Source organism: Mycobacterium rhizamassiliense (assembly GCF_900157375.1).
GTDB classification, from domain to species: Bacteria; Actinomycetota; Actinomycetes; order Mycobacteriales; family Mycobacteriaceae; genus Mycobacterium; species Mycobacterium rhizamassiliense.
This window is the reverse complement of the sequence record NZ_LT721901.1, coordinates 3183225-3198954: the sequence shown is the minus strand read 5'-3', so window position 1 is coordinate 3198954 and position 15730 is coordinate 3183225. Positions and strand designations below refer to the sequence as shown.

The following is a 15730-nucleotide window of genomic DNA, read 5'->3' as shown; positions in this document are numbered from 1 at the left end:
GGCTACGTAACCAGGGTGACGGAGTTCGCCCGGCGCAGCTTGCCCGACGGCGTCTTCGGGATGGTCCCGGGGCCGAGCACCACGACGTTGCGCGGCCGCACGTCGACCTCGCTGACGACCTCGTGCGCCACCTGGTGCTCGATGCGGCGCACCTCGGCGGGGTCTTCGAAGGCGTTCGACTCGACGGCCACGGCGAAGGTCTCCCGCGAGTGCCCGGCGTCGAGCCGGACGGCGACGGCGCAGCCCGGGCGCACGCCCTTGACGCGGCCGGCGGCCCGCTCGATGTCGGTCGGGTAGATGTTGCGGCCGGCCATGATGATGACGTCTTTGACCCGGCCGCAGACCACGATGTGGCCCTCCTCGGTGAGGTAGCCGAGGTCTCCGGTGTCGTACCAGCCGTGCTCGTCCTGGGCCGGCAGGAAGCCGCCCATCGTGAGGTAGCCGGGGGTCAGCGATTCGCCGCGCAGCTCGATGACACCGACGGCGCGCGGCGGCAGCACGCTGCCGTCGTCGTCGATGATGCGGGCCTCGAGGTCCTTGAGCAGCGGGCCCAGCGTGGCCAGCCGGCGGGTGTTGCCCTTGGCGGCCGGCACGGCGCGGCGCAGCGCGGCCAGCAGGTCGGCGTCCACCTCGTCGACGACCAGACCGGCGTTGCACTCCGAAAACGACACGGCCAGTGTGGTTTCCGCCATGCCGTAGGCCGGCAGGATCGCCGAGGACTGCAGGCCGAACGGCTTGCCCGCGTCGAGCAGGTCCTCGACGTCGGCGGGCTCGACGGGCTCGGCGCCCGACAGCGCGAAGCGCAGCGTCGACAGGTCGAAGTCGCCCGGCTTGGCCTGGCGGCGCAGCCGCTTGGCCAGCAACGCGTAGGCGAAGTTGGGCGCCGCGGTCATGGTGCCCTTGTACTTGTCGATCAGCTTGGCCCACAGCAGGGTGTCGCGCAGGAAGTCCATCGGCGTGACCTTGACCAGCTCGGCGCCGAAGTACATCGGGATGGTCAGGAAGCCGACCATGCCCATGTCGTGGAAGCAGGGCAGCCAGCTGACCATGACGTCTTTGTTGATGTCGTACTCGGCGCCGATGAACATCGCCTCGGCGTTGGAGTGGATGTTGCGGTGGGTGATCTGCACGGCCTTGGGCGACCCGGTCGAGCCGGACGTCAGCTGCATCAGCGCCAGGTCGTCCTCGCCGACCTCGATGGGGTCGATCGGATCCGCGGCCAGCAGGTCGGCGACGGTGAGGACCTTGATGTTCTTTTCCTCGAGCACCGGGATGGCCACCAGGAAGGGCTCGGACACGATGACGGCCTTGGCCTCGATCATGCCGATGACGGTCATGGTGTCCTCGGCCCACACGGCCAGGTCGGTACGCGGCGTGGGCTGGTGCAGCATGGTCAGGCTGGCGCCGCGCATCCACAGGCCCTGCGCCGTCGGGGCGATCTCGACGGGGAAGCCGGCCAGCACGCCGACCGCGTCGCCAAGGCCGATGCCGGCGGCGGCCAGGCCGCCCGCAATGCGGCGCGCGCGCTCGTGGACCTCGCCCCAGGTGTGGCGGACGGGTTCGTGGGGTTCACCTGTCACCATGCCCGTCGTCGCGGTGCGGGCGTTATGGAACATCTTGTCGGTAAACCTGCTCACCAAACCCTCCTCGGTTCCGGTGGTTGCCCCAAGGCTAGAAATCTCATGTTCCGCCTGCCGGGCGACAGTGTGTAGCAGGCGCGCGAGCACAGTTGGGCAGCGATTAGGTCTCGAAAGGAAGATTGCTGGGCGACGCGGCCCCCAGGGACTAGCCGTCCGCCGGGGCGCCTGGCGGACGACGTATCCACGTGCTGCTGCTCAACACCGATAGTCACCGCGAAGTATCTTAAGCTCCTCTTAAGTAACCACCAAACTCCCGCGCGTGTTGAGTCCGACGTCACACCCCGTTCAAGCCCTGATCATCGGGAGTCATGGGGGTCGGCACCACGCGGGCTCCGGGCACCGGCCCGCTGGCGACCCGCACCGTGCGACAGACCCCCGCCTCGGACAGTCGGGTGCCCACATCGGCCGCCGACACCGCCGACGTGCACAGAAACGCGCACGTCGGGCCCGAGCCCGACACGATGCCCGCCAGGGCGCCCGCCTCCACGCCGGCGCCCAGGGTGCGCCGCAGCGCGGGATCCAGGCTCAGCGCGGCCGCCTCCAATTCGTTGCCCAGCAGCGGCGCCAGCTGCTGCGGATCGCCCGCGGCCAGGGCGGCCAGCACGGGCCCGGGTTCCTCCAGCCGGGGCGGGTCCGCGTCCTCCCGGAGCCGGTCCAGCTCGGCAAACACGGCCGGAGTCAGCAGCCCGCTGTCGGCGAACGCCAATACCCAATGAAAGGTGTTGCGGGACAAGACGGTTGCCAGCTCCTCGCCGCGGCCGGTGCCCAGCGCGGTGCCGCCGTGCAAGGCGAACGGCACGTCGCTGCCCAACTGCTCGGCCAGCGCGCGCACATCGCGGCGGGGCAGGCTGAGTTCCCACAGCGAGTTCATCGCCACCAACACCGCGGCCGCATCGGCGCTGCCGCCCGCCATTCCGCCGGCCACCGGGATCGACTTGTCGATCAGGATCGACACGTCCGGCGCCCGGCCCACGTGCTCGGCCAGCAGCTCGGCGGCCTTCCAGGCGAGGTTGCGCTCGTCGGTGGGCAGCGTCTCGGCGCCCTCGCCTACCAGCTCGAGCGACAGCACGTCGGCGTTGCGCACGGTCACCTCGTCGAGCAGCGAAACGGCGTGGAACACCGTCGTCAGCTCGTGATAGCCGTCCTCGCGCCGGTCACCGACTTCTAGGTGAAGGTTGACTTTCCCGGGCACCCGAACGGTGACTGCCCCGGTGGGCACCCACTGCGTAGCGGTGCTGCCGTCAGACATCAGCCAACCACCGCCACCGCAGCAGACTATCGCTGCGGCGCGCCCAAGACACGCACCGCCGCCGAGCTCAGGTCGCCGGGGCCGCGGCGGCGCTGGGCCCCGGGTCGGCCGGCGCGGCGCCGCCGACCTGCTCCTGGGACCGCTGCAACAGGCGCACGAAATCGTCGATCGACAACGTCTCACCGCGGCGGGCCGGATCGATGCTGGCGGCCAGCAGCCGGCTCGCCGACTCGTTGCCCGAACCCGCCCACTGCAGGAAGGCATTGCGAGAAGTCTTGCGGCGCTGGGCAAATGCGATGTCGATGAGCGCGAACACCTGCCGCCGGAAATCCGCGTCGGCGGGCCAGGGCGACGTCGCGTACCGGTCGATGCGGACCAGGCCGGAGTAGACGCGCGGAATCGGCCAGAACACCGTCGGGGACACCGTGCCGCAGCGGCGCACCCGCCCGAAGAAACGCACCTTGACGCTGGGCACGCCGTACTCCTTGCCGCCGGGCTCGGCGGCCAGTCGCTCGGCGACCTCGGCCTGCACCATCACCGTCACGGTCTGGATGGACGGAAATTCCGCGAGCAGGTGCAGCAGCGCCGGGACGGCGACGTTGTAGGGCAGGTTGGCCACCACCGCCGTGGGCGCTTGGGCAGGTTCAGAGGCCACCTCGTCGCGGCGCAGCGTCAAGACGTCGTGCTGGCACACCGTGAGCCGCTGGACGGCGCTGTGGGAATGCTCGGTGACGGTCTGCGGCAGGCGGGCGGCCAGCACCGGGTCGATTTCGACGGCGGTGACGGTGGCGCCGCGGTCGAGCAGCGCCAGCGTCAACGACCCCAGACCGGGACCAACCTCAAGGACGTGATCGCCGCGGCCGACTCCGGAGGCGGCAACCACCCGTCGCACCGTGTTCGCGTCGTGAACGAAATTCTGGCCGAGCGATTTCCGGGGCCGTAAATCAAGTTCTTTGGCCAGCCGCCTGATCTCGGTGCGCCCGAGCAGCTGGATGGTCAGCGCGCCCCAGCTCTTCCGCTGCACACCGGCCACGCTCCCCAACCCTGACGCTCCCGCGTCACCTCCGCAACGGTGATCTGCTCCTCACGGCTGGCGAGGTCGGCACGCGAGGCGAACCGCAGGCCGCCGTTGCGCTCCCAGGTGCCCTGGTCGAACTGCACGCCGCCGTAGTAGCCGTTGCCGGTGTTGATCGCCCAGTTGCCGCCGGCCTCACAGCCCGCGATGGAGTCCCAGATGGAACCGTCGCTCACGGCAGGCACCTCGGTGCCGGGCTTGGTGCCCACCCGGACCAAGGATTCGCGGGCCGGCGCGATCACGACGTTGGCGACGGGCAGGCGGCCCGTCTCGACACCGTTGACCAGGGCGACCGCGTAGGTCACGTCCTGGGTGCCCGGGCTACCCGCGTCCTCGACGACCTGGCGGCTCATGTTCATGTCCGGGTCCTCGACCCGGCGGGAGTTCGGCGGCAGCGGCACCCGCTGGGTGACCCGCTCGATGCGGTTGCGCGTCACCTGGACCTGCATGCCGTCGGTGATCGGCGTGGTCGCGGCGGGCTGCACGGTGTCGCTTTCCTGCAGCGGCACGCCCGCGGCGCTCAGCAGCCCCGCGACGTTGGGAGCAGGCAGGTGCACCATCCGGATGGTGCCACCGTCATTGATCTGGACGGTCTTGGCGCTGACGACCGGCAAGGCCATGCCCGCCAGCGGGACGCGGCTGCCGCGCGAGGCGGCGGCGGGGGCGGTGTCGGTCATCGCGAGCTGGGCCAGCGCCTCGTCCACGGTCGACGCGGTCGTCCACACCTGCTTGGTGTCCTGGCCGTCGAGCGAGATCTGCAGCGGCCGGCTGCGGCGCAGCACGATCTTGTCGGTGTCGCGGACCTGCACGTCGCCCGCGGGGTACAGGTCGTCACGGCCGTCGACGACGTAGCCGTTCTCCTGGACGATGTCGATCACGCGGGATTTCATCGTGGTCACGCGCATCGCGATGCCGTCGACGGTCAGCGTGACGGTCTTGGATACCGAGACGGCGAAGCCGCCGGCAAAAGCGAGAACCAAAAGCAGCCCACAAGCTACGAGCCGCAACATAGGTGACGGGGTCTGATGAAGCCTATTCAGTACAGTCAACGCGCGCATATCCCGAGCTCAGCAACCACTTAACGACCTACCCAGCAAGTTTCGACAACAGTTCAATAAACCAACGATTCGATCACAAGACGGTAACGAACCGGTCAAGCGTGGGCAACTCTGCCACGAAGGTGTCGTGCAAATCACCCGTCCGTGGCGGCCAGTCCGTAGACCCGCTGGGCGTTCTGCGTAGTGATCCGCGCCAGCTCCGCTGCCGGGCGATCGACCAGTTCAGCGATCGCCCGCACAGTATATGGAAGGCAATATGGCTCGTTAGGCGCGCCACGATAAGGATGCGGTGTCAAAAAGGGCGCGTCGGTCTCCACCAGCAGCTGCTCGGCCGGGATCAGCGACACGGCCTCGCGCAGCTCGCGGGCGTTCCGGAAGCTCACCGTCCCGGACAGACTGATGATCCAGCCGGCGTCGACGCACGCGCGGGCCATGGCGCTATCCGACGAGAAGCAGTGGAAGATCACGGTGTCCGGGGCTCCCTCGGCGCGCAGGACGTCGAGCACCTCGGCGTCGGCCTCCCGGTTGTGGATCATCAGCGGCTTGCCGATCCGCTTGGCCAGGTCGATGTGCCACGCGAAGGCCTCCCGCTGCACATCGGGCGCGGCGCAGCCGTCCAGCTTGCCGGGCCAGTACATGTCCATCCCGGTCTCGCCGACGGCCACGACGCGGGGATGGGCGGCCAGCCGCTCGATCTCGGCCCGGGCCGCGTCGTCGAGGGCGTCCGTGCGGGTCGGGTGCAGCGCCACCGCGGCGTACACGCGCGGGTCCCAGTCGGCGGCTTGAGTCACCCAGCGCGCCGAGTCCAGATCGTCGGCGATGGTGACGACCGCGCCCACCCCGACGGCCGCGGCGCGGTCCACGATGGCCGTCACTCCGTCGGCGTCGTGGGCACCGCACGCGTCGAGGTGGGTGTGCGCGTCGATCAGGGGCGCCAAGGATTCCGGAGCGGGCGGGGCTTCTCGTTTACCAGGTCGGCTGGAGCTCACGCGCACACAATAGGGTGAATCCCGATGAGGCCCTATTACGTCACCACTGCGATCGCGTATCCAAACGGTGCGCCGCACGTGGGTCACGCCTACGAATACGTCGCCACCGACGCGATCGCCCGCTTCAAGCGGCTCGACGGCTTCGACGTGCGCTTCCTGACCGGAACCGACGAGCACGGCCAGAAGGTCGCCGAGACCGCGGCCGCCGCCGGGGTGCCGACCGCCGAGCTGGCCCGGCGCAATTCCGATGTGTTCCAACGCATGCAGGAAGCCCTCAACATCTCGTTCGACCGTTTCATCCGCACCACCGACCCCGACCACCACGAGGCGTCCAAGGAGATCTGGCGGCGCATGGAGGCGGCCGGGGACATCTATCTGGCGACCTATTCCGGGTGGTACTCGGTGCGCGACGAGCGGTACTTCACCGACTCGGAGACCGAGGTGGTCGACGGCACCCGCATCGCCACCGAAACGGGCGCGCCGGTGACCTGGAGCGAGAAGGAGCAGACCTACTTCTTCCGGCTCTCGGCGTACGCCGACAAGCTGCTGGCCCACTACGAGGCCAATCCCGGCTTCATCGGACCCGACGTGCGCCGCAACGAGGTGGTCAGCTTCGTCTCCGGCGGGCTCACCGATTTCTCGATCTCGCGCACCACGTTCGACTGGGGCGTGCAGGTGCCCGGGCATCCCGACCACGTCATGTACGTCTGGGTCGACGCGCTGACGAACTACCTCACCGGCGCCGGGTTCCCCGACACCGACTCGGACTTGTTCCGCCGTTACTGGCCCGCCGATCTGCACATGATCGGCAAGGACATCATCCGGTTCCACGCGGTGTACTGGCCGGCGTTTCTGATGTCGGCCGGAATCGAGCTTCCGCGAAGGGTTTTCGCGCACGGGTTCCTGCACAACCGCGGCGAGAAGATGAGCAAGTCGGTGGGCAACACCATCGACCCGGTGGCGCTGGCCGACTCGTTCGGCGTGGACCAGCTGCGCTACTTCCTGCTGCGCGAGGTGCCGTTCGGCCAGGACGGCAGCTACAGCGAAGAGGCCATCATCAACCGGATCAACACCGATCTGGCCAACGAGTTGGGGAACCTGGCGCAGCGGTCGCTGTCGATGATCGCCAAGAACCTCGACGGGGTGGTGCCCGAACCCGGCGAGTTCACGGCCGACGATGCCGGGCTACTCAAGACCGCCGACGGGTTGTTGGAGCGGGTGCGCGCGAGCTTCGACGAGCAGGCGATGCACCTGGCGCTGGAAGCGATCTGGCTGATGCTGGGCGAGGCCAACCGGTATTTCTCGGCGCAGCAGCCGTGGGTGTTGCGCAAGAGCGAATCCGAGGCGGACCAGGTGCGGTTCCGCACCGTCCTCTACGTCACCTGCGAGGCCGTCCGCATTGCGGCCCTGCTGGTTACGCCCGTAATGCCCGATTCGGCAGGCAAGCTGCTCGACCTGCTCGGCCAGACCGACGAGCAGCGGGATTTCGGCGCCATCGGCGCCCGGCTGTCCCCCGGGACGCCGCTGCCGCCGCCGGCCGGGGTGTTCCCGCGCTACCAGCCGACCACCGAATCCGAGTGAGGGGAAGCGAAGTGACCGATGGTCACTCATCGCCACCGAGAATATGTGTCCGGCATAGCCTCTGGCATAGGACATAATCGGCTCGTGGAACGACGACGCACTCGGCAACAGACCCAGTCGCCCATGACGACCTTGAAACAGCTCCCGGCACTGGTGGTGCTGGAGCGCATTCCGGTTCCCGTGTTGGCAATCGGGCATGACGGCAGCGTCCTGTTCACCAACACCGCGTTCGCCGAAATGGTGGGCTACGAGCAGGACGAGGTCCTGGCGCTGCGATTCGAAGAGCTTTTCCATCATCAGACGGAGGTCTCGGATTCGCTGCTCTCGGTCGTCCAGGCCCTGGCGAACGAGGTCGTCGAGCTAGCGCACAAGGATGGTTCGGTGGTGCGCGCGCTGATGAGCAAGTCGGCCGGCATGCGCGCCGACGACCGGTTCGCGCTCGCGGCCTTCCAGGATCTGACCGAAGACCTCTGGGAAGAAGAGCGGTAGCCCGCCCGGCCCCAGGGGCCGCGGCGCGACGCTAGCTCTTGCGCCGTATCCGCAACAGGCGCCGGCTGCGGAACAGGATCACTCCCCCGCCGAGCACGGCCACGCCGAGCCAGGCGGCACCGAACCACCAGAGCCAGCCGTTGTCCGAGTGGGTCCCCGCCGCCGCGGCCTGGGCGGCACCGATTACCGGCGCGTGCTCGACGGTCACCGGGTCTTGTCCCGGCGCGGCCACCACGGCGACGCCCTTGAGCCGCTGCCAGTGCTTATTGTCGCTGTTGAGCCACCGCAGCAGCTCGTCGAGCTGAATGGACGCCCCGTTGGATGTCGCGACGAGCAGTGAGCGGTTGCGCGTGAAAACCGTTTGGAGAGAGGCGAAATGCATCGCCGGATCCAGGGTGATCCTGGTGGGCTTACCGCCGGACGAGAAGGCGTTGACCGTGATGGGCCCGCTGGACCCGGCGGACACCGGGAGCACGACCTCGCCGTGGTTCCAGCCATCCGGCGAGATCACGACCGCCGGGTTCGACGAGTCGATCGCCTGCTGCACGGTCGTGACCGTCGTCTCGATCGGTATCGGGCTGATCCGCTGCAGGCCCACCATGATCTGGGCGGCGCGCCACGTGTCACCGAAGGAATGTGGCTCGATGCCGACCTGAACGCGGGGCATCAGCGCTTGCGGCATCGATTGCATGCCGTCGGGCACCGGCGGCGCGGCGGGACCGCTCTGAATCGTGGTGTCGCCGTTGATCTTCAGGGTCAGCATCTGGTTGCCGTTGCCCGCGGTGTAGAAGTCGCCGCAGTGTCCGATGTTGGCCGCGACGTCGAGCAACACGTCCACATTGGTGTAGCGCTGCAGCAGCCGATCGGGGACGTCCACCCAGCGATCGATGGTGCCCCCGCCGTCGGTCGGCCAGTGATCGATGGTCTCCTCGCCGACCAAAACCTCAACCTGCCCACCGACGTTGGGTGGTGTCGGGGTGTAGGACCCCTGCAGATGCACCCGCACCGAGTGGATGGATCGACCAAACCTGGTCTGGTCCAAGCCGATCGAGACCCGCGGCTGCAACGACGTGGCGTTGGCGAACGGCTGCCCTAGGTCACGTATCGTGGTGGAGTTGCCGGGAAAGTGCACGATCGGCTTCAGCGCCTCCGCCGAAGCCTTGGGCGCCAGCGCCAACTGCGACAGGTCGCTGAACAACACGGCGATGTCGGTTTCGTCGGCGCGGTTGAGCGGCCCCGAGATCAACAGCCACGGCGCGTTGGGAGAGCCCTGCAGGATGAGCCCGCTGTCCGGCCCCTCCTTGACGACGATCTGCCGTTCCAGCGGTCCCGGCCCCGTCGGCGGCCCCGACTGCCCCTCGGGCAGCGGGTTCACCGTGATCTCGGGAACCTGCCTGCCGTAGTGCTCGGCCGCGGAGGTGGCCAGTTGGATCGCCGTATCGGACTCGGCCGTCGACGGCGAGGGCGGCACGAAGATGGTCAGCTTGTGCAGGACCGGCGGCAGGAAGTGGGCCACCGTGGTCGGCGCCTGTTCCGCCCCGGTGTAGGTGATCGTCCCGTTGAGTAGGCGCAACGGGCTCCACGGGTACAAGCACTGGTTCTCTTGCGGCGCCAGATAGGTACGCAGCGTCACGGTCAGCCAGTTGTCGTGCACCTCGGCCCCGGCTAGCGGGATCACGATCGGCGTCTGATCGGTGGCGGGCAGGTTCAGCCGCGCCAGCGAGCGCTGGTCCTGCGTCACCGTCATCGTTCCGGACCGCAGGTTGATCGGCAGCTCGACCGTCGCGTTGAACGTGCTCGGCACCAATCCGTGCAGGACCGGCACCGTCAGCTGCTGCGAGCTCGTCACGCCCCAGAACTCCAGCATGGGCGCGGACCCGACGTCGGCCAGCGACAGCGTCGTCGAGTCGGCCGAGGTACCGGAGTCGGACGGCGCGCCCCACGACGGCGGCGCGCTCAGGGTCAGAAACCCGATCACGCCCGCCAGCGCTATAACCCTGCTCACATACCTCCGGTACATCACGGGAACAGTATGCATTCTTTCGGTACGCGATCGGAAATGACGTCCGGACGCGCCTGACACGGCGGCCTACTCGCCGTCGGGCGCGGCATCGGTCCCGGTGCGCGCGGCGTCGGGACGGGCATGGCGGAGCACTTCGCGGGCAAGGAATTGCCGCAGATAGGACAGCGATCCCTCCGACGCGATGCCGGGCAGCAGCAACTCCCAGAGCTGACTCAGGCGCGTGGTGAGGTCGATGGGCGGATCCTGGTTCACGTCGCGCCTGGATATCGCGTTGGCCAGCAATCGCGCCCCGAACATGGTGCCGACGACCGACCTGCTGACCGCCTCGGGGTCGAGATCCTCGCGGAGGTCCCCTTCGGCGATCGCCCGTTGGGCCTCGGCGGTCATCTCCACCACCCAGTTCGTGTAGAAGAGCGAGGACGAATCGTTGAAGCCGCCCAGGGCGGCGGCGAGCTGCTCGGCCGCGGCGGCCACCCTGTCCGTGCTGAGGACGTTGAGCACCGCAAACGTGCCGTGGATCATGTTCTCGAAGCCGGGCGATCCCGGCCCGCACGCGTGGCGGAACGCCACCAGCAGGGTCTCCGCACCCTCGTCGATAATCGCCGAGGCCAGCGGCTCCTTCGCGTCGAAGTGGTGGTACAGGGCGCCCTTCGTCATGCCCGTGCGCTCGACGATGGCGTTCCAGCCGGCGGCCGCGTAGCCGACCTCGCCGAAGACGTCGATCGCGGCGTCGAGGATCTTTCGCCGGGTTACCTCGGATCGAACCTGGCGAGCCATCGTCCTTGCACCTCCCCGGTTGATGTCGGTCCGCTCAGATTTCCGGCCTTCGACGTCATCAATACTTACTGGTCAGGACGTCGAGCCTAACAATAGGCGCGCCGGAGTCCCGTGCATTTCCGCTTCAATCTTCCCTGCCGGGTCAATCGGGCGCCGGGGTCGCCGACGCCGCGCTGATCGCCCGCGCGGTGCGCCGGGTGATGAATTGCTTGAAGTAATCGGCCCGGTCCGGCTGCAGAATTCCGGTCAGCAGCAAAACCCAGCTCTTCTCCAGATCGCGCAGGAACCGCTCCGGGCTGTTGAGATCGCTGGTCTGCCGCAGACCCATGTACACCGACACGACGAGGCGCCCGACATCCTGCGGGGAGCAGTCTTCGGCCAGGTCACCCTCGGCAATCGCATCCTCGACGGCGGAGGCCAGGACATCGATCCAGCTGCCCAACAGCTTCTCGTGCAGGGCCTCGACACGCCCGACCGCTTCGACCAGGTGCATTCCCGCTCGGGTCAGGTCCTCCTCGAGGTCCATGACGGCGACCACGAACGCCGAATCGATCAGGGTTTCCAGGCCGGAGAGCTTTCGCGCTATCAGCTCGTCGAACGCGGCGTTACTCATCAATATGTGTTCGTCGATGATCGCCATCGCGAGCGCGTGCTTGGAACGGAAGTGGAAATACATCGCGCCCTTGGTGAGCTCGGCCTGGGCGAGGATGTCGTCGAGACCGACATCGTGGTAGGCGCGCTGAGCAAACTGCTGGGCCGCAGCGAGCAGGATTTGCCTGCGCGTGGTATCCGCTCGTCCGCCGGTCGGAGGATTTTTCATCGGGTTTGAAAGGCTCTTTTGCCTAGCGTCGGGTAATCGCGACGCAGCGTCGCAATCTCTGAGTTCACCGTGGTCACAGCCAGCGGGAGGTGCCCACGGGCGCAAGACCTCGGCTGACAGGTCGGGCGCAACAGTGCATCTACTGAGACTACTGCGTCATCGGGCCTCAGGCGTGTAACAGGTGTCAATCGAATTCATCTCCCCAGGTAGACCCCGGTTATCGGGGCAGCTGGCGGGCCCCGCGTCCGCCGGAAATAGAAATATACTTTCTGTAAGGCGTATCACTTCACTCCATACGAAAAGTATGTATGATAGCCGAATGCAAGAACAGGGGTATCGTGCGACTGACGCCAGCGCACGGGCGGGGGTCTGACACTCATGGACTTCGGTGCGCTGTGTCCGGAAATCAACTCCACCAGGATGTATGCGGGCCCCGGCCCGGGATCGTTGATGGGCGCCGCGGTGGCCTGGGGCAACCTCGCCGCCGAACTGCAGAGCGTCGCCGCCTCGTACCGCTCCGTGATCTCCGGCCTGGTGGCCGGACGGTGGATGGGCCCCACGTCGCTGACGATGGCCACCGCCTTCGGTCCCTATGCGGCGTGGATGACCGGGCTCGCCGGGCGGGCCGCGGAGACCGCAGGCCAGGCCCAGCTCGCCGTTGAGATCTATGAAGCCGCCTACATCGCGACCGTGCCGCCGCCGGCGGTTTTCGCCAACCGGACGCTGCTCGCGAACCTGATCGCCACCAACTTCCTCGGCCAGAACTCCGTCGCGATCGCGGCTTGCGAGGCCGCATACGCCGAGATGTGGGCGCAGGACGCCGCGGCGATGTACGCCTACGCCGCGGGGTCGGCCGAGGCCACGCAGATGACCGGCTACACCGACGCGCCGCAGGTCGCCAACCCGAACGGGGCGGCGCAGCAGGCAGACGTGGTCGGGCGCTCCACCGGCATCTCGGGGATCCAGAAGGCGGCGCTGCAGAACGTGACGCAGCAGGTTCCCGGCACTCTGCAAAACATGGCGACCGGCGGCACCAACGCCGGTGCGAACACCGCGGCCACCACGACCGACTCGGCCACGTCGAGCCTGATGAGCAGCTTGGCGTCCAGCGTGCCCAGCTCCATTCCTAGCTACCTGATGGCGGCCGGGACCCCGTTGTACGGGATGTCCTCCATCCTCGGCATGGCCCAGACGGGCCAGGGCTTGATGAGCGCGGCGGCCAACGCGGCCAACGGGGCCGCCTCGGCAGCGGGATCCGCCGCGTCGGGTGCGGCGGCCGGCGCCGGCTCGCTCGGACGGATCGGGGCCGGCATCTTCGGCAGCCTCGGCAGCGCGGCCTCGCTGGGCCCGATCTCGGTTCCGGCAGGCTGGACCAGCATCATCCCGGCCGCGAGCACGGCCGCCAGTGCATTGCCGCACGCCGCCACGCTCGCCAGCGCGACGATGCCGCCGAGCATGATGGGCGGCCTGCCGATGACCGGCTCGACGACGCGCCCCCTGTCCACACCCCGCTACGGGATCGTCCCCACCATCATGTCCCGCCCGCTCGCCGCCGGATACGTGTAGGCCAGCGCATGACCGGAACACGGCGGGCTCCCCGAATCCAGCTGCCCCACGTTTCTCACCTGCTACACACGGCGCAGTCGGTGGGCGGCCTCCTCCTGATCTCCGCTGCCGGCATGTGGCCCAGCCCGGCCGGCACCTGCGCCGCGGTTGACAGCCCCCGTTCTGGAAGGAGCGGCAAGTGAGGTACACGGCCACCAAGATCGCGGGGGTAACGATCATCGAGCTCGAGCCGGAACGCGATCACCGCGGCTTCGTCTCGCGCTCGTTCTCCGCCCGCGACTTCGCGGACCATGGGCTGATTTTCGATGTCACGCAGACGAACAACATCTTCAGCTACACCCGCGGCACGGTTCGCGGTCTGCACCGTCAGATCCCCCCGTACGCCGAGGCCAGGCTGGTGCGCTGCACCCGCGGCGCCATCGCCTCCGTCACGGTGGACGTCCGCCCCGAATCGCAGACGTTCGGCGAACACCTGATGATCGAGTTGAATCCCGACAACAACCGGACGCTGTTCCTTCCGCCGTACGTCGCACACGGATTCCAAACCCTGGCCGACGAAACCGAAGTCAGCTACCAGATCAGCGGTGAGCATATGCCGGCTTTCGAGCAGGGATACCGCTGGAACGACCCAGAATTCGGGATCGTGTGGCCGCTGCCGGTGACCGTCATGTCCGAGGAGGACGCCGGCCTGCCTTCGCAGCCACACGAGCTGAAGGCGATCGAGAGCGCCGCGTCATGGTGACCGGCGTCGCGACATTGCGGATCGAGCGAGTCAATGGCCGGCCATGACTCAACAGATGCAGCACCGCGTCGCGACGCGGATAGTCCTCGGCCGCAACATGATCAGCTTGGCTACGGGTTACTACGCGAGGGGATCGGCCAATGAGCGCACCGACATGTACCGCGCCGCCCGGAATACCCTCGCGGACTAACCGGCGACCGAACCAGCAGAAGCAGGCCAACGTGATCCTGTTCCCGCACGAAGAAGGCAACGGTTCGCCGGTAGCGGTACCGGTGCCCACGCCCGCCGGCGCGGTGCGGCGCTGGCAGTACCAGTACTCGCAGCAGCTGCGCCTCAGCGACTCGCTGATCGTCGTCGCGTCGGTGCTGCTGGCCCAGTACGTTCGATTCGGCGAAATCGCGAACACGTCCGGCTACTCGGACGCGGTGATGACGCTGTTCTCCTGCCTCTTCGCCGCGCTGTGGCTGTCGTCGTTGGCCGTATTCCAAACGCGCTCAACGCGAATCATCGGATCGGGCATCGACGAGTACCGCCGCATCGGCAGCGCGACGTTCTGGACCTTCGGGATCATCGCGATGGGAACGTTGCTCGCCAAGATCGACCTGGCCCGCGGTTACCTGGCGATCGCCCTTCCCGCCGGCACACTGGGATTGATCGTGAGCCGCCACCTGTGGCGTCAGCACATCGCCCGCAAGCGGGTCCACGGTGGTTGCCAGACAAGGGTTTTGGCGATCGGGGACCGCGAGTCGGTCTCTCACCTCGCGCACGAGATGGCCCGCGCCCCGATGGCCGGCTGCGTCGTGGTCGGTGTCTGCATCCCCGGCTACGGACCGCCCCGCGGCAACGTCATCACGATCGGCGGACGCGAGGTACCGGTTCTCGGTGACGAGACATATGTGGCCGCCGGGCTCGGGAGCTGCGGTGCGGACACCGTGGCCGTGGCGCAGACGGATCACTTTGGGATGCACGGACTTCGAGAGCTGATGTGGCAGCTCGAGAAGACCGACGTCGACCTGGTGGTGTCGCCCGGCGTGATGGACATGACGCAGGCGCGACTGGCGCTGCGGCTGACCGCCGGACTGCCCCTGCTGCACGTCGAGAAGCCGCAATACGAAGGGACGAAGCGCTTCCAGAAGCAGATCTTCGATTTCTGCTTCTCGCTGGCGGCCCTGATCGCGACGTCGCCGCTGCTGATTTCGTCCGCCCTGGCCATCAAGCTGACCAGCCGGGGCCCGGTCTTCTACCCGTCCGAGCGCATCGGCATCGATGGCAAGCCCTTCAAGATGTTCAAGTTCCGGACAATGACCAACGGCGCGGACACCCAGGTCGAAAACCTGTTGACGTTGAACGAGTCCGTCGGCGGCATGCTGTTCAAGATGCGCGACGACCCCCGCATCACGCGCGTCGGCAAGATCCTGCGCCGCTTCAGCATCGACGAACTGCCGCAATTCCTCAACGTGGTCAAGGGCGATATGAGCGTCGTCGGACCGCGGCCGCCGTTGCAGCGCGAGGTCGACAACTACGAAGTGGACGTCAGGCGGCGGCTATTGGTGAAGCCCGGTGTCAGCGGCCTGTGGCAGGTAAGCGGTCGCTCGGACCTGTCCTGGGACGAGTCGGTCCGGTTGGACCTGTCCTACGTCGACAACTGGTCGATGTCGGGTGATCTCGTGATCGTCGCCAAGACGGTGAAGGCGGTTTTGACGAGCCACGGCGCATACTAG

13 protein-coding genes are annotated in these 15730 nt (G+C 67.7%); 5 read left to right on the top strand and 8 right to left on the bottom strand.

What is annotated here, in order from left to right; genetic code table 11:
* Positions 1 to 2: 2 nt before the first annotated feature.
* The 5 genes from MRAB57_RS15675 to MRAB57_RS15655 all read right to left on the bottom strand — a co-directional run bounded on the left by MRAB57_RS15675 (position 3) and on the right by MRAB57_RS15655 (position 6017).
* Complete coding sequence (locus MRAB57_RS15675; RefSeq protein WP_077090618.1) at positions 3 to 1637, bottom strand: fatty acyl-AMP ligase; 1635 nt, start codon at positions 1635 to 1637, stop codon at positions 3 to 5.
* A 277-nt stretch (positions 1638 to 1914) separates the two neighbouring features.
* Positions 1915 to 2889, bottom strand: coding sequence for a 4-(cytidine 5'-diphospho)-2-C-methyl-D-erythritol kinase (locus tag MRAB57_RS15670; RefSeq protein WP_077088163.1), 975 nt, complete (start codon positions 2887 to 2889; stop codon positions 1915 to 1917).
* Positions 2890 to 2956: 67 nt separating this feature from the next.
* Positions 2957 to 3922, bottom strand: coding sequence for a 16S rRNA (adenine(1518)-N(6)/adenine(1519)-N(6))-dimethyltransferase RsmA (rsmA, locus tag MRAB57_RS15665; protein WP_077088162.1), 966 nt, complete (start codon positions 3920 to 3922; stop codon positions 2957 to 2959).
* Entirely contained in the window at positions 3886 to 5013 is a 1128-nt protein-coding gene (locus MRAB57_RS15660) for a resuscitation-promoting factor (RefSeq protein WP_216823745.1), read from the bottom strand. The genes rsmA and MRAB57_RS15660 overlap by 37 nt, the downstream gene beginning before the upstream one ends.
* 143 nt (positions 5014 to 5156) lie before the next feature.
* Positions 5157 to 6017: a TatD family hydrolase gene (locus tag MRAB57_RS15655; RefSeq protein WP_077088160.1), complete on the bottom strand. Its 861-nt coding sequence runs from the start codon at positions 6015 to 6017 to the stop codon at positions 5157 to 5159.
* A gap of 18 nt (positions 6018 to 6035) precedes the next feature.
* Between MRAB57_RS15655 and metG the strand changes: the two genes are divergently transcribed.
* Together metG and MRAB57_RS15645 are read left to right on the top strand one after the other, a co-directional pair.
* Positions 6036 to 7592, top strand: coding sequence for a methionine--tRNA ligase (gene metG / locus MRAB57_RS15650; RefSeq protein ID WP_077088159.1), 1557 nt, complete (start codon positions 6036 to 6038; stop codon positions 7590 to 7592).
* Between the two features lie 123 nt (positions 7593 to 7715).
* Positions 7716 to 8081: a PAS domain S-box protein gene (locus tag MRAB57_RS15645; RefSeq protein ID WP_077088158.1), complete on the top strand. Its 366-nt coding sequence runs from the start codon at positions 7716 to 7718 to the stop codon at positions 8079 to 8081.
* A 31-nt stretch (positions 8082 to 8112) separates the two neighbouring features.
* On the opposite strand, the gene MRAB57_RS15640 is transcribed toward MRAB57_RS15645, so the two are convergent.
* The 3 genes from MRAB57_RS15640 to MRAB57_RS15630 form a co-directional block, all read right to left on the bottom strand.
* Entirely contained in the window at positions 8113 to 10119 is a 2007-nt protein-coding gene (locus MRAB57_RS15640; protein ID WP_077088157.1) for a hypothetical protein, read from the bottom strand.
* A gap of 51 nt (positions 10120 to 10170) precedes the next feature.
* Positions 10171 to 10881, bottom strand: a complete 711-nt coding sequence (locus tag MRAB57_RS15635) for a TetR/AcrR family transcriptional regulator (protein WP_077088156.1) — start codon at positions 10879 to 10881, stop codon at positions 10171 to 10173.
* Positions 10882 to 11023: 142 nt separating this feature from the next.
* Positions 11024 to 11701, bottom strand: a complete 678-nt coding sequence (locus tag MRAB57_RS15630) for a TetR/AcrR family transcriptional regulator (protein ID WP_077088154.1) — start codon at positions 11699 to 11701, stop codon at positions 11024 to 11026.
* Between the two features lie 378 nt (positions 11702 to 12079).
* Between MRAB57_RS15630 and MRAB57_RS15625 the strand changes: the two genes are divergently transcribed.
* From MRAB57_RS15625 to MRAB57_RS15615, 3 genes are all read left to right on the top strand, one after another.
* Positions 12080 to 13267, top strand: coding sequence for a PPE family protein (locus tag MRAB57_RS15625; RefSeq protein ID WP_077088153.1), 1188 nt, complete (start codon positions 12080 to 12082; stop codon positions 13265 to 13267).
* A 178-nt stretch (positions 13268 to 13445) separates the two neighbouring features.
* The gene (locus MRAB57_RS15620) at positions 13446 to 14009 is read left to right on the top strand and encodes a dTDP-4-dehydrorhamnose 3,5-epimerase family protein (protein ID WP_077088152.1); all 564 of its coding nucleotides are present in this window, start codon (positions 13446 to 13448) and stop codon (positions 14007 to 14009) included.
* A 140-nt stretch (positions 14010 to 14149) separates the two neighbouring features.
* Complete coding sequence (locus tag MRAB57_RS15615) at positions 14150 to 15730, top strand: sugar transferase (RefSeq protein WP_083743432.1); 1581 nt, start codon at positions 14150 to 14152, stop codon at positions 15728 to 15730.